Annotated in this window: 16 protein-coding genes and 1 rRNA gene; 7 read left to right on the forward strand and 10 right to left on the reverse strand. The window is 42.9% G+C overall.

Annotation, left to right across the window (positions count from 1 at the left end; translation table 11 throughout):
• A 16S ribosomal RNA gene (locus A7D14_RS05130) occupies positions 1 to 1,112 on the reverse strand; the annotation flags it as partial.
• 302 nt (positions 1,113 to 1,414) lie between these two features.
• Positions 1,415 to 3,511: a putative porin gene (locus A7D14_RS05135; protein WP_176712366.1), complete on the reverse strand. Its 2,097-nt coding sequence runs from the start codon at positions 3,509 to 3,511 to the stop codon at positions 1,415 to 1,417.
• A gap of 148 nt (positions 3,512 to 3,659) precedes the next feature.
• Here A7D14_RS05135 and A7D14_RS05140 point away from each other — a divergent pair, with 148 nt between their 5' ends.
• The 4 genes from A7D14_RS05140 (at position 3,660) to A7D14_RS05155 (ending at position 8,894) form a co-directional block, all read left to right on the forward strand.
• Complete coding sequence (locus A7D14_RS05140) at positions 3,660 to 4,256, forward strand: ribonuclease HII (RefSeq protein ID WP_067030949.1); 597 nt, start codon at positions 3,660 to 3,662, stop codon at positions 4,254 to 4,256.
• A gap of 29 nt (positions 4,257 to 4,285) precedes the next feature.
• Entirely contained in the window at positions 4,286 to 6,739 is a 2,454-nt protein-coding gene (locus A7D14_RS05145; RefSeq protein WP_067030953.1) for a ribonuclease HII, read from the forward strand.
• A gap of 125 nt (positions 6,740 to 6,864) precedes the next feature.
• Positions 6,865 to 8,187, forward strand: coding sequence for an OmpA family protein (locus A7D14_RS05150; protein ID WP_067030956.1), 1,323 nt, complete (start codon positions 6,865 to 6,867; stop codon positions 8,185 to 8,187).
• Positions 8,188 to 8,201: 14 nt separating this feature from the next.
• Positions 8,202 to 8,894 (forward strand): hypothetical protein, encoded by a 693-nt coding sequence (locus A7D14_RS05155; protein WP_067030959.1) that lies wholly within the window; start codon positions 8,202 to 8,204, stop codon positions 8,892 to 8,894.
• Positions 8,895 to 9,168: 274 nt separating this feature from the next.
• Here the strand turns inward: A7D14_RS05155 and A7D14_RS05160 are convergent, their stop codons facing one another.
• From A7D14_RS05160 to A7D14_RS19610, 6 genes are all read right to left on the reverse strand, one after another.
• On the reverse strand, positions 9,169 to 10,140 hold the full coding sequence (locus A7D14_RS05160; RefSeq protein ID WP_067030962.1) for a Kelch repeat-containing protein: 972 nt from the start codon (positions 10,138 to 10,140) through the stop codon (positions 9,169 to 9,171).
• 300 nt (positions 10,141 to 10,440) lie between these two features.
• On the reverse strand, positions 10,441 to 11,064 hold the full coding sequence (locus tag A7D14_RS05165; protein WP_067030965.1) for an FMN-dependent NADH-azoreductase: 624 nt from the start codon (positions 11,062 to 11,064) through the stop codon (positions 10,441 to 10,443).
• 63 nt (positions 11,065 to 11,127) lie between these two features.
• Positions 11,128 to 11,709 carry a Crp/Fnr family transcriptional regulator gene (locus A7D14_RS05170; protein WP_067030968.1) on the reverse strand — a complete coding sequence of 194 codons (582 nt, stop codon included), beginning with the start codon at positions 11,707 to 11,709 and terminating at the stop codon, positions 11,128 to 11,130.
• A gap of 197 nt (positions 11,710 to 11,906) precedes the next feature.
• The gene (gene lipB / locus A7D14_RS05175; RefSeq protein WP_067030971.1) at positions 11,907 to 12,623 is read right to left on the reverse strand and encodes a lipoyl(octanoyl) transferase LipB; all 717 of its coding nucleotides are present in this window, start codon (positions 12,621 to 12,623) and stop codon (positions 11,907 to 11,909) included.
• 32 nt (positions 12,624 to 12,655) lie between these two features.
• Positions 12,656 to 13,396, reverse strand: a complete 741-nt coding sequence (locus tag A7D14_RS05180; protein ID WP_067030973.1) for a hypothetical protein — start codon at positions 13,394 to 13,396, stop codon at positions 12,656 to 12,658.
• Between the two features lie 6 nt (positions 13,397 to 13,402).
• Complete coding sequence (locus A7D14_RS19610) at positions 13,403 to 13,558, reverse strand: YqaE/Pmp3 family membrane protein (RefSeq protein WP_081894208.1); 156 nt, start codon at positions 13,556 to 13,558, stop codon at positions 13,403 to 13,405.
• A gap of 91 nt (positions 13,559 to 13,649) precedes the next feature.
• On the opposite strand from A7D14_RS19610, the gene A7D14_RS05185 reads away from it, so the two are divergent.
• Positions 13,650 to 14,699 carry a response regulator transcription factor gene (locus A7D14_RS05185; protein ID WP_067030978.1) on the forward strand — a complete coding sequence of 350 codons (1,050 nt, stop codon included), beginning with the start codon at positions 13,650 to 13,652 and terminating at the stop codon, positions 14,697 to 14,699.
• A gap of 31 nt (positions 14,700 to 14,730) precedes the next feature.
• On the opposite strand, the gene A7D14_RS05190 is transcribed toward A7D14_RS05185, so the two are convergent.
• Positions 14,731 to 15,009, reverse strand: a complete 279-nt coding sequence (locus tag A7D14_RS05190) for an addiction module antidote protein (RefSeq protein ID WP_067030981.1) — start codon at positions 15,007 to 15,009, stop codon at positions 14,731 to 14,733.
• A 3-nt stretch (positions 15,010 to 15,012) separates the two neighbouring features.
• A complete protein-coding gene (locus tag A7D14_RS20345; RefSeq protein ID WP_313790816.1) occupies positions 15,013 to 15,168 on the reverse strand; it encodes a type II toxin-antitoxin system RelE/ParE family toxin in 156 nt (51 codons plus the stop codon).
• A 353-nt stretch (positions 15,169 to 15,521) separates the two neighbouring features.
• Between A7D14_RS20345 and A7D14_RS05200 the strand changes: the two genes are divergently transcribed.
• Both A7D14_RS05200 and lysS read left to right on the forward strand, forming a co-directional pair.
• A complete protein-coding gene (locus A7D14_RS05200; protein WP_067030984.1) occupies positions 15,522 to 16,064 on the forward strand; it encodes a thioredoxin family protein in 543 nt (180 codons plus the stop codon).
• A gap of 64 nt (positions 16,065 to 16,128) precedes the next feature.
• On the forward strand, positions 16,129 to 17,820 hold the full coding sequence (gene lysS / locus A7D14_RS05205; RefSeq protein WP_067030987.1) for a lysine--tRNA ligase: 1,692 nt from the start codon (positions 16,129 to 16,131) through the stop codon (positions 17,818 to 17,820).
• Positions 17,821 to 17,856 lie beyond the last annotated feature (36 nt).

Raw genomic sequence — 17,856 nt, forward strand, 5'->3', positions numbered from 1 at the left:
CGGTAGGGGTTGCGCTCGTTATAGGACTTAACCTGACACCTCACGGCACGAGCTGACGACAACCATGCAGCACCTTGCAGGCGGTCCGAAGAAAGGGGTGTCTCCACCCCATGCAGCCTGCATTTAAGCCCTGGTAAGGTTCCTCGCGTATCATCGAATTAAACCACATGCTCCACCGCTTGTGCGGGCCCCCGTCAATTCCTTTGAGTTTCATTCTTGCGAACGTACTCCCCAGGTGGGATACTTATCACTTTCGCTTGGCCACGGAGACCGAGGTCCCCACAGCTAGTATCCATCGTTTACGGCGTGGACTACCGGGGTATCTAATCCCGTTCGCTACCCACGCTTTCGTCCATCAGCGTCAGTACATGGTTGGTCACCTGCCTTCGCGATCGGTGTTCTATGTGATATCTATGCATTTCACCGCTACACCACATGTTCCGGCAACCCCACCATGACTCAAGACCGCCAGTATCAAAGGCAATTCTACGGTTGAGCCGCAGACTTTCACCCCTGACTTAACGGCCCGCCTACGGACCCTTTAAACCCAATGATTCCGGATAACGCTCGGACCCTCCGTATTACCGCGGCTGCTGGCACGGAGTTAGCCGGTCCTTATTCTTACGGTACCGTCAGCTCCCCTCGCAAGGGGAGGTTTCTTCCCGTATAAAAGCAGTTTACAACCCATAGGGCAGTCATCCTGCACGCGGCATGGCTGGATCAGGCTCCCGCCCATTGTCCAATATTCCTCACTGCTGCCTCCCGTAGGAGTCTGGTCCGTGTCTCAGTACCAGTGTGGGGGATCCCCCTCTCAGGGCCCCTAACCATCGCTGCCTTGGTAAGCCGTTACCTTACCAACTAACTAATGGTACGCATGGCCATCCCTGTCCGATAAATCTTTAACCACATCATCATGCGATGTCGTGGTACCATGGGGCATTAATCCAAGTTTCCCTGGGCTATTCCCCTGACAGGGGCAGGTTCCATACGCGTTCCGCACCCGTGCGCCGGTCGCCACCAGAAAAGCAAGCTTTTCCGTGATGCCCCTCGACTTGCATGTGTTAGGCCTGCCGCTAGCGTTCATCCTGAGCCAGGATCAAACTCTTCATTGTATTTCTCTGAATGTCTGTCCGACACCCAAAGACCTGAGTCCCTGCATCAAAATGGTTCTTATAATATAATTCTCTTTACGCTGTCGTTACAATATGTATATGAACTTCTTCTTTCAAATCAAGGAAAAAAAAGAACCCTGAAAAGGCCCCTCCATCCCTTAAAACCAACCCAGCCTTATCAGCTAAGCGGGTGCAAATATAAGCAGGTTATTTTTTCTCCGCAAATAGTTTTCGCTTATTTTTTTTCAAAAAAACGCATAAAATTAATAAGTCGCTGTTTATCAAGCTTAATTTGATTCTTCCTAGGAAAAGAAATTCCAAACCAACCCAAATCGGATTACAAAATCCCTGTACGGATAGTTTGGGGCTGAATAATAATTAGGCTCTGAAAAAATGGAATTCAAATGTTCCGCTTTTAGATAAATCCGTGTTTGCCTCACCTTGGCATTGATAAAGAAGTCCATTAAGGGATAGCCGCCCTGTTCTTCGTTGTTTTGAATATAAAATTCACCCAAGAGCGGATTGTAGGCATTCATATTGTAAGAGGTGAAATATTTAAAGGTAACCCCCGTCTGCAAGAACATGGCCTTTTTAAACACATCGCTTGAAAAATAAAGGGTATTCCGAGTAACCAACTGGGGCAAGTTCAAGACTTGGTTGTCCTGGGTAACGTCTTGGTACAAGACGGTGTTCATCAATGACCATTTGCGCCACTTGAATTCCTTTGTATATTTTGCCCGTAAATGATTTATGGTACCAGATTCCTGAAAGGGTTTTACAAAAGCGGTTTCTTGGGCTGCTTCAATCTGCTCTGGGGTGGCTGTTGAAGCAAAATAGGTATAATTGTCAATTGCACTGTACTCCGCATCTATCCGACCAAGCCATTTTGAATCAAAACCAAACTTGATCGACTGAATCTGTTGCTTTTCAAAAGTGTCAAGGTTATACCAGTTAAAATTTCGGTAGTCACTTTGATATAATAGGTAGTTGAAATCCGGCATACGGGACGATATGTGGATTCCCCCAAACACAGTGCTATTATCGTTGATGCTATACTTGGCCATGGCATCCAGCGTATTTCCAGTAAGGTCCCCCGAAATGGTATAATTGATATTTCCTTTTAGATACAATCGCCCAAAATTTTTGGCATACCCCCCGCCTACGGTTATCTCCTCTCCTTCCAATTTATTTGGAATGGTACCCTCATCCGTAATCAAAAGACTGTTGAAATAATAATTATAGGTATAGAGTCCAACACTCCCTGTGACTTTGCCCAATATCCTGTTTGAGAACTCCACACTCCCTTTATTGAACATGGTCTTTAATCGTGCCCTATCCGCTATGGGCGTCAAAAAGGGGTCCTCCCCGAAGGCATCATTTTGTCTGGTCTGCCCAAAATCGTAAAACTTGGTCTCATAGCTAAACTCGTGACCAATGGCAAGCGAGGTAGGATTCATATCCGTTGAATCTCTTTTGTGATTTACCAATTTATATTGGTGATCTAAATAATAGCGTTTACCCAGTATTCTATTGTTGGCATCGGTATAGCGCACATCAATCTTGGAACGATCTTGAAAGTCGGGCAAATCCCCTTCAAATTGTTCGCGGTCCAAAAGCCCGCCGTTTTCTTGCCCTTCAATATCCTGTGCCGCAATATGTGCCCGGAGATTGTATCGATCATTTTGGGTGCTATAATTTAAAGTGGTACTGAAGTTTCCGGATTGCGCTTGTTCATATCGATATTTTCCCAAAGAGCGAAAACCGTTATAGGCAACAGATGCATTGAATCGCCTTGAAAGATTAAAGGTTAAAAGAGCATCCAAAAACTGCCCTTGTTCCATGGAGGTCTTGAACATCAACTCGGTCATCGGCGTAGGCACATTATAATATTTGATGTCCTCCACCTCAAAATATCTGGAGTGTTTGGCCGTTGCGCCAATACGGGGGTAGTATGGATTGTTTGAAAATGTTTTCCCCAACTCATTATATGGTTGTCCCATATTGGCAAAGGGCATCAACTCAAAATCATCCTCGCGGATATAATTGTACTTGTATTCTTTTTGGACGGTAAGGGTAGTGTCCAGAAAAGTAGTGTCCCTCGCATACGAGACTATCTTGTAATCTTTAATGGAAACGGAATCTACCTTTTTGATCGGTTTTGTGTTCTTTATGAACTTCCTATCAGCCAATGCAGTGGAATCCGAGGCAAGAGAGTCCTTTTGCTTGGTCTTCACGGAATCCATTTTTACAACCTTTAGGGAATCAAGCTGATTGACTTCCAAGGAATCCAGCGTCTCTACCTTCATTGAATCCACTTCTTTCTGGGGAGGCAAAGAGTCTTGTTGTGCAAATAAAAATTGGCCCAGCAAAAAGAGCGGGGCAAACAGTATCAATCTCATTCCATGGTATTGCTCAGGCAAAGGTATAGGTTTTGTTTCTAAACAAATGTGAAAAGTTTGCCATCAAAAAGCGAATCAACATTTGGAAATCTGCACCCATATTTGGCCTTCAAAGAAGCAGGTCTTATCTTTCAGTTCGGAAAGAAATATGCTAAAGGACCTTTATAAATATCCAAATGAAGCCGGGACCGATGAAGCCGGAAGGGGCTGCTTGGCAGGACCCGTTACCGCCGCAGCCGTAATTCTTCCCGAAGGGTTTACCAATACCATCCTGAACGATTCCAAACAACTATCGGAAATAAAACGGGAAGGCCTACGGCCCATTCTGGAACAAGAGGCGGTATGCTATTCGGTATGCCATGTTTTTCAGGATGAAATTGATGAAATCAATATTCTGAACGCTTCCTTTTTGGCCATGCACCGTGCTTTGGATGCCATGGAACAGACCCCCAGTTTTATCTTGGTCGATGGAAATCGGTTTAAGCCCTATCCCTCCATTGCCCATGAATGCATCATCAAAGGGGATGGCAAATACATGAGCATTGCCGCGGCCTCTATTTTGGCCAAAACCTATCGGGATGAATACATGGCCCAAATCCATGAGGAGTTCCCCATGTACAACTGGAAAAAAAACAAAGGATATCCCACCAAGGAACACCGGGAGGCCATCAAAGAATTTGGCCTGACCAAATACCACAGAAAAAGCTTCCGACAACTCCCGAAACAGTTCACATTGGATATTTAAAAATCCTAACTTTGTGTCAAACTTCAACCATGAGATATAAGGTACTGTTCTGTTTGCTCGCACTTTTTATCCTTTCCTGCGAAACCGAGGTCAAGACCAAAGACTCCCTGCTAGGCCACCTACCGCCCAACCCCGCATTGATCATTAAGATCACCAATCTGTCCAATTTTAAAAGCGAGCTCAAGAACAATGCATTTCTGACCAAGACAAAAAGCTTTCCTGTTTATAAGGAGGTTTTGGGGAAGTTAAATAACTTAGGCCACCTATCCACCAATACCACCTGTCTTTTGGCCCTTTACGAAGTGGGCAAAGGAAATTATGATTTCATTCTCATTGCCGAAAAGAATCCGGACATTTTCAATGTGGACGATGTGAGCAATAAAACGGTGGAGACCCTCCAATACCAGGGTACGGATATCACCAAATACACTCTTGATGAAAACGAGGTCTTCCAAATGCCAAGCGATAAGGCAGTCATTTTGAGTTCCTCCCTGCTTTTGATGGAAAACATGGTAAGAACCAAAGCGAACAATCCTGTGAATCCCACTTTGGAAAAACTGTATGAGACCACGGCACCCAACAAATCGGGGACGGTGTTCATGAATCTCAGCGACAATGCATCACTACTTTCATTGAAAGAAGAATCCGATTCCAAAAAACCGTTTTCTGAATGGATTTCGTTGGATTTTACGGCCAATTCTGATGAAGTGAGCCTCAACGGAATTGCCATGGCCCCGGATTCCACCAAAAATTTCATCAATCTTTTCAAAGGGACATCCCCATTGACCAACAAGACACCAACGCTTGCCCCGTTGAATGCACAGGCCATTGTCTCGTACACTTTTGATGATTATCAGGTCTTTGCCAAAAACCAAAACACCTATTTGGATCGGGTAAAGCCCGTGGACTCCCTTTTCAACACCATCGAGGAAGTGGGCGTCATTTACTTGAACAACCAAAGGGTGGTCTTGCTGAATTCCTACGGAACGGACAGTCTGTTTGAATTTTTGGATGGTAGTAAGGCATCCTCAGAAAACTATCAGGGAAGTGAAATTATGGAATTGCAGGACAAAAATTTCTTGAATGAGGGATTTGCACCACTGGTCAGAGATTTTGAATCGAACTTTTGCACCATCTTGGAGAACAGTTTTGTTTTTTCAGAGAACAAAGAATCGTTGCAGACCATCATCAGCAACCATAATGGTACGTCTTCCTTCAGCAATGCACCGTTGTACCAAACCGCCAAAGCTCCATTGGCTAGCGAATCCAGTGTGCTGTTTGTATCCAATGCTTCGGGGATTGACCTTTTTGCCGAACAAGAGCTTGCCCCTGACCTTTTTGAGTCCATCAAGGATACCGATTTGGAGGACTACACTTTTGCTACGCAAGTTGTGGGTGATACGGATTTTGCCCATCTGAATATGTTGGTTTCCAAAATTGAGAAAACCATTCAGACGAATACAGTCACTCCACTGTTTACCTTGGAATTGGATACCGATTTGGCAATTAATCCACAATTTGTCAAAAATCACAGGACCAATAAGCAGGAAATTGTGGTGCAGGACCAAAACAATGTGCTTTATCTTATTTCCACTGAAGGCAAGGTGTTGTGGACCAAACAGCTGGAAGGGCGCATACAACCGCCTATTCAACAAGTGGATATTTACAAGAATGGCAGGCTTCAACTGGCCTTTTGTACCAACGACCAATTTATGATCGTGGACCGAAACGGTGATGACGTGCCTCCCTTTAAAATTGATTTTGATGGAGGCAACCTAAACCCTTTGGCCGTTTTTGATTATGATGGCAGCAAGAATTATCGCTTTGTAATCACCCAAGGGCAAAAAGTCTTTATGTATAACAACAAAGCGAAAATTGTCAGCGGATTCAAATACACCCAAGCAGCAAGTCCCATTTTGGGAACTCCCAAACACTTTAGGGTTGGGAACCGTGATTATTTGGTGTTCAAACTGGAGGACAATACCCTTAAAATATTGCATCGGGTGGGAACGGACCGAATAACAGTTCAGGAAAAAATTGATTTCTCCACCAATGAGGTCTTCCTGTACAAAAACAAATTTACCGTGACCAACAAGACGGGTGTATTGCATCAGATTGATACCAATGGAAAGCTCACTGCCAGTAATTTCAACCTTAACAAAGACCATGGCATGTATGCCACGAGCAACACCTTGGTTCTTATGGACGACAATGTTCTAAGTATTAAGGGCAGAAAAGTAGAGCTGGATTTGGGCGTTTATACCAAACCCAAGATTTTTTACATCTACGATAAAATTTATGTGAGTGTCACGGACATCCAGAACCAAAAAATCTACCTCTACGACAGCCAGGCGGAACCCATTCCCAATTTTCCCGTCTATGGCAGTTCTCTCATTGATCTTACGGATATGGACAACGACAGGAAATTGGAGTTGGTGGCCAAGGATCAAGATAATTCCATAATCGTTTACAAAATGAATTAACGGTTTCTTTCTTGCGGCTTATACATTGGTTTAAACGAGTTACACAATTTTAGTGATTAGTAGGGGTGATTTTTTTGTAATTTGTATGGAATTGCTTTTAAAAACCAAAACTAAAGTACACTATAATGAAAACCTCAAGTAAAACCTTCATCAGTTTGGTTGTTACGCTGATGGTTGGTTCCTCAATCAATGCCCAATTCTTTAAAAAATTGGCCAAAAAAGCGGAAAGAGCCGCAGAACGCACTGTTGAAAGACGGGTTGAAAGAGAAACCAGCGAAAAGACAGACCAAGCATTGGACAGTATTTTGGAGCCCGGTTCCGGAGGAAGCCAAGCGCCCGATGTTAACAATCAGGGTGGCAATGCCCCCGCCAATACCGGAAATGGCCCAAGCGGGAATACAAATACCGGCACGCCCTCTGCTTCCAGCGAAAAATCAATTGCCATCTACAGCAAATTCGACTATGTTCCAGGGGACAAGCTCTTGTTCTTTGATGACTATGCCAACGATTTTATCGGTGATTTCCCCTCAAAATGGAATACCAACGGAAGCGGAGAGGTAGTCACAATTGGCAATTCCCCCCAGCGATGGATGGAACTGATTCCCGGACATAATATTTATTACTTGCCCAATGTACCCAACCTTCCAGAGGAATATACCATAGAATTTGATTTATTGACGTATGGTATGGACAACAAAACCTCTTCAACAACAGGGATTGAAGTTTCCCTGAGCGATGATGAAAATTTTCAGGCAGGACTCCACTTTGCCAGAGCTTGGATTCCCGTAGGACAATATGCCGCCTTCGGCATCCGCACCCGGAACCATATTCACGGAGAAGGTTCCATTATCAATAGTGAGGTGCAGTCCGATATCAGACAAGCCGTGCTCAACCAACCCCATATTTCCATTGCAGTGAACAATGCACGGTTTAGGCTTTGGGTAAACGAAGAAAAGTATGTGGACATTCCCCAAATGGTCCCAGAAAATAAATTGACCACACTTAAATTTAAAGTGAGCGGGCTTAAGGACGGAAAGGAAAAAATCTTCATTTCCAACCTAAAAGTGGCCGAAGGTGGGGTTGACCTTAGAAGAAAATTGCTTTCCGAAGGAAAGGTTTCCACCAACGGGATTCTTTTTGATGTGGGTTCTGCAAACATCCAGCCACAATCCATGGGCATCATCCGGCAAATATCGCAGGTGCTTCAACAAGAGCCTTCCATGAAACTCAAGATTGTGGGACATACCGATGCGGATGGTTCGGAAGAAAGCAACTTAAAACTTTCAAAAGACCGTGCGGAAGCCGTAAAGAATGCCTTGGTCTCGGTATATGATGTCTCCATGGATAGATTGATTTCCGAAGGAAAAGGGGAAAGCGAACCTGTTGGGGACAACAATACCTCTGATGGCAAGGCACAAAACCGAAGAGTTGAATTCATCAAACAATAAACACCATATTACACATGAAACACTATTTTCTTTTACTGATAGCCACTATTTTCTGCTTCACCGCTGCATCGGCACAAACCAGTTGCAGTCAATACTACCCCTTGGTTGATGGGGCCAGCTTTCAATACACCAACTATGACAAAAAAGGCAAGGAAGACGGCAAGCTCAACTATAAAGTGACCAATGTAAATGGGTCCGGCGACAACATTTCCGCTACCATGGTCATGGATATTGAGGACAAAAAGGGCAACACCTATTCGTCTGAATATGATATAATTTGCAATGGCAATGTGGTCAAGGTTGATTTTAAATCCTTGATGAACGAACAAATGCTGAGCCAAATGGGCGATGTTGAGATGGACATTTCGGGAACCGATGTGGAATGGCCGAACAATCTGGGCGTGGGTCAGGAATTGCCCGATGGAAACGTAAATGTGAAAATGAAAATGGGCGGGATGATGAATATGAACATGAACGTGGAGACCATCAACCGAAAAGTGGAAAAAAAGGAAAGTGTGACCACCCCTGCAGGCACGTTTGATTGCTTTGTGATCTACAGTGAAACAAAGAGCAAAATGATGATGGCCAACCAAACCTATCCTTCCCGAGTATGGTTGACCGAAGGTGTGGGCATGGTAAAACAGGAGTCCTACAACAAAAAAGGAGACTTAATGGCCAGCTCGGTACTGACGCAGTTTAGCAAATAAGCACTAATCCAATTTAAAAAAAGAAAAACCGGGGTGTGAGCCTCGGTTTTTTTGTTTTGGTTGGGTTAGAATCCTTCAATCCCATACACGTCAATGCATTTTCATGTTTCAATTTTTTGATGCTTGGCATGAAGTTAGCAGAGAGCCTTTTGCAAAAAGTAAGGGGCTTTTGCACTTATCTATTAAACTCAATGTCGTTTTAATAACCCTTAGCCAAGGAGCCCGGTTGAACATCGAGCAGATTCGGTTTAGTGTAAAATGTCTTATGAAAGTTTTATTTAAAAACTTCAATCGTATCCAACTCGGGGTTGCCCCCTCTTTGGCCGCAACCCGCTGCGGTATATATTTTACCATCAATGACCACGGCTCCGGTTCCATGTCTGCCTCTAACTAGGCTGGGGTATTTTTCCCATTTCATTTTTTCGGTGTCAAAAGCTTCAACATCAGAGTGAGCCGCTTCCTGACTGGCACTTTCCCCTCCAAGTATCACTATTTTTGGACCCATCGTCACAGCGAAAGAACCCGCCCTTTGGGTAGGAATATCCAAGTTTTTGGGGAGTGTCTGCCATTTGTCTTCGGAAAAATCATAGACATCCACCGCTCCTTCGGTCAAATTAAATACTTGTTCCGTTTTTCCTGAAGAACGTCTACCACCTGCCACATATAGTTTATCATTGACCACCCCAACACTAACATGGTCTCTGGCATGAGGGGCGTTTGCAAGTTTTCGCCATGAATTTGTGCTAGGGTCATATTCATCGAGCCACGCTACATGGCCATCCCAATGGCCATCTTGAATACCACAAACCAAGTAAATCTTATCTTTATAGACAGTGCACCCAGCAGCTCCCCTCCTTCGGTCTTCCGGTATTTCTGGGCCTTTTCTCCATTCGTTTTTATCGATATTAAAAATGTAGATGTTTTCAATTGGTGTTTCGTGCGGGTATCCACCGGTGAACCCTCCCAGGACATAAACTTCACCCTTGAACGTTACAGCCTGAAAATGGTGTATTTCTATTGGCGTTTCAGCATGTTTTGTCCAGGTTTGGGTTTCCGTATCGAAAATCTCAGTGGGTTTTATCCCTCTTCCACCCAAAAGGACCACCTTGTTGCCCACTGCCGCCAATGAACTTTCATGTCGTGCGGTGCAATTCTCCGATACATTTATGGTCTCCCAATTTTGCGCTTGGGAAAACTGAAAATATAAAACGGCAGATGCAAAAAGGGTCAATTTAAGTAGTCTCATATGTCTATTGTATTAATCTATATCAAGAATTATCACAGCCCACCCACCTGAACATTAGGCAGGCTCAACTTAAACCGTGAAGTTAGCATTTTTTGGAGTATTAATTAAGAAGGTGTTCATAGAGGCATATCCATGAAAAAATTGGTGCCGTTAAAAACTACACCTTGGTTTTTAATATAATTGGGGATGAGAAAAATGGACTTGCACTGACTATTCTGCCAAGCTCAAAGCTAGCAAAGAGTAAAACCTTTAACTTATCACTTTCCCGCCATTGCTTATAGACAATATTGACCGCAGCTTTTAAATCTGTCCAATCTTTTGGTAGATTTCCTTTTTAGAGTTCTCAAATATTTCTCCACCAAACTCTTCATTGTCCAATGAAATTATAGAAATGTCCTTTATTCCCATAATCCCGAAAACGAATTTCAAGTAGGTTGTCTGGAAGTTCATATGTTCATTTTTCTCGTTTTCCCCATAACCTGTGTCGCCACGACTTGACAGAATGAACATTTTTTTGTCTTCAAGAATTCCAACATAATCTCCGTCTGGTACGCCTGAACGAAATTTCCAAGTTTCGTTAATTCTCATAAGTTGGTCGATATAAGATTTTAGTCCACTGGGAATTGACCAGTTGTACATTGGCGTTCCCAAAACATAAATATTATGTTCCTTAAACTCTTTAACCAATTCATTGCTAAACTCTACACCAGACTGATTTTCTTTTGTTCTTTCGCTTGGTTTGACAAATGCGCTCGCAATCCATTTTTCATTTATGGGCGGGATTTCCTCTAATCCAACCTCCCGATGCGTAAAATTGTCGTTAGGATTTTTCTTTTTCCAATTATCCTCAAAAAGTTGTGTTAGTTTTCTACTGTGTGATTTTTCTTTTCTTACACTTGCATTGATGATTAATACTTTGTTCATAGTCTTAAATTTTGATTATGAGACAAAGTTCCGGAATGGAAAAGTGAAAAAAATTGACCTAGTTTAAGATGCTTTGATTTTTTTACGCATTCTACTCAAAAATTCGGCAGAGATTCCCAAATAGGATGCAATAAGATAGTTTGGTACTTTCTTTGAAATTTCTGGGTAATTTTCTAAAAAATCCAAATATCGCTGTTCTGCATCTAGAGTGCTGTTTAAGATTATTCTCCGCTGTAAACTCCCAAGATAATTTTCAAGGATGATTCTAAAAAAGCGTTCAAGTTTTGGAATTTGCATTAACATTTCTTGAAAAGAGTCGTAGCGGATTTGGAGTAGTGTGGTATTTTCAATGGCTTGAATGTTGTAAATCGAAGGTTTTTGTTTTTGAAAACTTTCAATATCTGTTGCCCACCAATTTTCACTTGCAAAATATAGGATTTCTTCCCTTCCTGTTTCCGGGTTTATATAAAAAGCCTTCAATGTTCCATTGACAACAAAATTATCGGTTCGGCAAGTTTCCCCATTTCTCAAAAGATAATGCCCTTTTTGAAGGGTTTTCTCTGTCCAAAAAGTCTTAATTAAATTTTCTTCTTCAGAACTTAATTTAATGTATTTTGAAATTGTATTGGTTAGTTGTTCTATCATTCAAATTGTTGCCAATGTTATAATGTGATTCGTTTTTAATACCTCGACTCCCCGTCCGTCCGGCGCTCAGTATGGGATGAATTATATCGAGTTATACTGAAATAAATTCAGCACAGGCACCTGCCTGCCGGCAGGCAGGAGTGAAGTTAGCTTTTTTTAGGGTGAAAATCCAGCAATAATGAACGGGTGGAAGAAACCTACACTTTCGTCTTCTCCCGCACCACTTCCGCTTCAAAAAGGTCTTGAAAATGGCGGAGCAATTTTTGTTTGATTTCTTCCACGTCTACCTGTTTTTGTCCCAACTCCACATTTAATGAAGTAACGGCCTTGTCCTTGATTCCGCAGGGAATCATCAAATCAAAATAGCCCAAATCTGTATTCGCGTTCAAGGCAAAACCGTGCATGGTAACCCAGCGGCTGGCCCGAACGCCCATGGCACAAATTTTTCGGGCAAAGGGAGTGCCCACATCCAGCCAAACGCCGGTTTCTCCTTCGGAGCGTTCGGCTTTCAAGCCGTACTCGGCCAAGGTGCGAATCACCATTTCTTCCAAAAAACGAAGGTATTTATGGATATCGGTAAAGAAATTGTCAAGATCCAAAATGGGATAACCCACCACTTGTCCCGGGCCATGGTAGGTGATGTCCCCACCCCGGTTGATTTTATAAAACGAAGCTCCTTTTTCCTCCAAGGCCTTTTCGTCCACCAATAAATTGGTGATGTCGCCACTTTTCCCCAAGGTATAGACATGGGGGTGCTCCACAAACAAAAAATGGTTGGGGGTTTCAAGGCTAGAACCTTCCCTTCTATTCTTGATCTTGGCATCAACAATATTTTGGAACAACTGCTCTTGGTAATCCCAAGTTTCCTTGTAATCCCTATACCCTAAATCTTGTAGCCCAACCTTTTTGTTCATGCCACAAAGATACAAAGCATACGACTGGAAAACTATTCTTCCAGTTCCACTTCAATATCCAAAAGTTTGGGGTCTTTCATCATTTCCAAGAAGGATACCTCATAGATCAGCGTCTTACCATCCGCACTAAAAGTGGCCTCCTCAGCTGTGGTGGACTTTACTTTTCTGGGGAAATGGTATTTTAAGGTGTATGTAGATCCCGACAGGAACATTTCCGATCCTTGAAGACTGTCAATGTTCTGTTGGAACAGTTCCGGGTCGATTATCTTGGCCGTTCTTGAAAAGGTATTCTTGGCAAAGGCATACGAAACTTCAGTGGTCTGCTCGGACATGGGCATGGGTGTGGCTTGTTCCGGTTGGCTTTTGGGGCCCATTAAACTGGCGTCCCTGAAAGCATTGAAGGCATCGTTCACCTCATTTACGTCCTTAAAGTCACTGAAGAGGTCAAACTTCATCACTTTTTCCGCGGGATTCATGACCATGTGCATGTTGAACGGCTCCAATTTTCTCAATTTTGCCTGTTCTTCAGGTGAAAGCTCTGCTATGCTGTCATGTTTCTCCTCCAACAAATCCTTGAAAGAAATGATGGAATCAATAGGCTTCTCGTTTTCCTTCACCATTTGGTCACCGGCCATTTCCATGAGTTCAGAGCCATCAAAATTAATGGAAAGCTTTCCGGAGCCATCTTCCTGTAGATGGATTTCTTCGGTAAAATTGCAGGAATAGATAAACACTGCCGCTAGGGCACATACCAAGATTTGGATTTTTTTCATACTACTTTAGTTCGTGTTATTCAATATGACAAGAGCCCCGATAACCCCGGGCACCCATCCACAGAATGTTAAAAGTAATACAATAACAAAAGACCCGCAACCTTTTCCGATTACGGAGAGAGGTGGAAAAAATATGGCCAATAAAACTCTCCAGAAACTCATGGTATAGATTTTGATTGATGATACTTATTAGTACCTTGATCAACATTTTTGTTACACTAAACCCATTCTTTTAACACAAAATGATCTTTTGATGCGGTTTTTTGTCCTTTTCTTGTTTTTTTTGACCAGTTCTACCCTTTTTGCGCAATATCGCTTTTCGGGTGAGGTGTCGCAAACCCATTCTGGAAATACCATTTATCTGTCCCTGGTGGAAGACTACCGCAAATCATCACGGATTTATCTGGATCAAATTGTGAAGAAAACCCAAGTGGATTCTTTGGGCTATTTTCAGTTTGAGGGCAACAATTTGCCTTTGCAAAACCGAGTCTACCGCATTCATTTGGATGGTTGTTCCGATGACGCCGAAGCCAACCACTTTTTGGGGCAGTGCAACAATAGCAAAAGCGTTTTGTTCATTGCCCACAATCGGGATACGGTTCAATTTCCAACTTCGTTTGAAGACCAGTCCCTCTGTTCCATTGTTTCATCCAACCCAAAATCTGCTGCGCTGCTGGAAGTGGAAACCTTAAAAGATGAAATGGCCTTTGATTTTATGGAATTTCCCAGTGAAGCCAGCAAAAAACTCAATTCCAGAAAATGGTTCAGCACTTTGCAGGATTTTGGCAAAACGTCAGACGAACCCTTGGTTGAGCTTTTCATCTACGATTTTCTATCGGACAAAAGAAACGAAACCTATGGATACTATCTTCAAGACGTATCCACCAACACCTACTATGAAAATCTTTTGTCCCGTTTGCTAAATACATATCCTCAAGCAAGCTTTACCCAACAATATGCTGCCGAAATTGGCACTGATAAAGAACTGGCCACCTACAACACGCCCAAAACCTGGTATTTAAAATATCTCTTGCAAGTGGCCCTTATCCTATCACTCTTGGCCAATGCATATTTGCTCACCACCCGAAAATTGAATGAAAAGATCAAGGCAAAATCCTTGCGACAAAAGCTCACGCCGCAAGAACAGAAAATTGTGGCCCATATCCTGCAGGAAAAATCCAATAAGGAGATTGCCGCCGAACTTTTTGTGAGCCTCAGCACGGTAAAGACACATATCAACAATCTCTATAAAAAATTGGGGGTTTCCTCGCGCGAAGAAATTGTGTATCTCTTCAAAAAATAAAAGAGCTGTGCCCTTATTTTCTAATTGCTTCCTAAATTGGATGGACTTGAACCTGTCCTCCTATGGCCTTTAAAACTTTCATTATGGTCGCAAATTGGGGTTTTGCACCATCGGAAAGTGCTTTGTAAAGACTCGGCCTGCTCAATCCTGTTTCTTCTGATATTTTTGTCATCCCAATGGCCTTTGCAATATGCCCAATTGCATTTACTACATCTGAACTATCACCTTCTTCCAGCACTGTATTGAGATATTCAGCAATCATTTCCTTACTGTCCAAATAATCCGCTATATCAAATTTTGAGGTTCCCATTTTCTATTCTTTTAATTTGTTCCAGATTTCATTTGCTCTCTTAATGTCCCTTTGCTGGGACGATTTGTCGCCACCTGCCAGTAAAACGATTATTCTACCATCCTTTTCTTTAAAATAAATTCTATATCCTTTGGCAAAATGTATTCGAATTTCACTGATTCCACCCTACACTTTTACAATCACCAAAATGTCCAATATTTTCAATTTTTTGAACTCTGAACAGGATTTTAGCCTTTGCCCTTACATCTTTCAATTTTTTTAGCCATCTATCGAAATCAACAGTTTTTTCAATGAAGTACATATAAAAATTGTATCTACTTGGATACAAGTATAGGTTTAATTCTTAAATACAACCCAAATGTTCATGCTAATATTATTTACCCATGAAAATTGGTTGTCGCTTCAGAAAATAAAAATCAACCCCCGGTCTAGTCCCCATTTCCATCCATCTAAAGTCTTCCCACACCTTGTTTTTATTGAATTTTCGAGCCAAATCTTTATATCGAAAAATCATGAAACACATTTTTACAGCCGTATTGATGCTCTGTACAACCATCATTCTCTCCCAAGAATTCAACAAAGAAATTGTACAAGAGGATGGCCGGAAATTTATGGTGGGGAAAATCAATTTGGAGGGTCTCCACACCAAACCTTACCAACAATGGTTCCATCAGGGCATGAAGACCTATCCCGTTGATGAATCTTTGGTAGAACTCTTCAAAAATGACTTGGCCCAATATAACATCAAGCTGTTTTTGGGCACCTGGTGTGGGGACAGTAAACGGGAAACGCCCCGTTTCATCAAAATTCTGGAGGTTGCCGATTTTCCCATGGAACAATTGGAACTCATTGCCCTGGACCGCAGAAAAGAGCAGTACAAAAAAAGTCCCACCGGTGAAGAAAAAGGGCTCAACATCATCAAAGTGCCCACCATGATTTTCTTCAAAGACGGCCACGAGGTCAACCGAATCGTGGAAAGACCCATTGATTCTCTGGAGGAAGACATCGCCCAAATCGTGCAAAACAGGCCCTACACTCCCAATTATGCACAATAACCGCAGCCAGGGAATGGAATTAAAGCGCAAAAGTGTAATTTTGCGCTTTAATTTTTTACAGGCTATGCAACTATCGGAACAGGAAATCGTTCGAAGGGAAAAATTGACCAAACTCAGGGAAATGGGCATCGACCCCTATCCCGCAGCATTGTATCCAGTGGATGCCACATCCAAGAGCATCAAGGATAATTTTGAGGAAGGCAAGAAGGTGGTCATTTCCGGTAGATTGATGTCCCGAAGAATCCAAGGGAAAGCTTCCTTTGCCGAATTGCAGGACAGTGAAGGTAAAATCCAAGTGTATTTTAACCGTGATGAAATCTGTCCCGGTGAGGACAAGACCCTATACAACGATGTCTACAAAAAGTTGTTGGACATTGGCGATATCATTGGTGTTGAGGGCGAACTGTTCAAGACCCAGGTTGGCGAAAAGACCGTGATGGTGAAAAACTTCAGCCTGTTGAGCAAATCATTACGTCCCCTTCCGCTACCAAAGGTAGATGACGAAGGAAAAGTGTTCGATGCCTTTAACGACCCAGAATTGCGTTACCGTCAACGGTATGTGGACTTGGTGGTAAATCCGCATGTAAAGGATACCTTCATCAAAAGGACCAAGATTACCAACAGTATCCGCGAGTTTTATAATGAACGAGGCTATTTGGAGGTGGAAACCCCCATTTTGCAGCCCATTCCCGGAGGAGCCGCTGCGCGTCCGTTTTTGACCCATCACAATGCATTGAACATTCCCTTGTATTTGCGAATTGCCAACGAATTATACCTGAAACGATTGATCGTGGGTGGCTTTGACGGGGTGTATGAGTTCTCCAAGGATTTCAGAAATGAAGGAATGGACCGCACCCACAATCCGGAGTTTACCGTAATGGAACTCTATGTGGCCTACAAGGACTACAACTGGATGATGGAAACCACCGAAAAACTATTGGAAAAAGTGGCCGTTGATGCCACTGGAAGCACCAAAGTGAAAGTGGGTGATCACGAAATTGAATTCAAGGCGCCCTACCCCAGGGTTCCCATTTTGGAAGCCATTAAGATTCATACAGGGTATGATGTGTCCGATATGGACGAAGACCAACTGCGGGAAGTGGCCCAAAAACTAAAAATTGAGGTGGATGAGACCATGGGTGTGGGTAAATTGATCGATGAGATTTTTGGTGAGAAGTGCGAGCACCATTATATCCAACCCACTTTTATCACGGATTATCCAAAAGAAATGAGTCCGTTGACCAAGGAGCACCGCACCAACCCAAGGCTTACCGAACGTTTTGAGCTGATGGTAAACGGAAAGGAATTGGCCAATGCCTACTCTGAGTTGAACGACCCCATTGATCAACGGGAACGTTTTGAGGAACAGCTTAAACTCTCCGAAAAAGGGGATGATGAGGCCATGTTCATTGATCAGGACTTTTTGCGCGCTTTGGAATACGGAATGCCCCCAACCTCGGGAATTGGCATCGGTATTGACCGCTTGGTGATGTTGATGACCAACAACTCCTCCATCCAAGAAGTGCTCTTCTTCCCGCAAATGCGACCCGAGAAGAAAAAGGTTGACCTTACCGAAGAGGAAAAAATCATCATGGACATATTAAAACCCGCAGGGGAAATGTCCTTGGCCGACCTTAAGGAAAAAGCAGGTCTTAGCGGTAAAAAATGGGACAAGAGCACCAAAAGTCTTGTTAAGTTGGGCTTGCTCAAAATTGAGAAAAAAGAAGACAATCTACTAGCTATGTTTATAGGTTAAATGATTCTCGTTACATTTAGGGAAAACTGTTCTACT

Origin of the sequence: Allomuricauda sp. CP2A, from assembly GCF_001683915.1 — a bacterium.
Lineage (GTDB): Bacteria > Bacteroidota > Bacteroidia > Flavobacteriales > Flavobacteriaceae > Flagellimonas.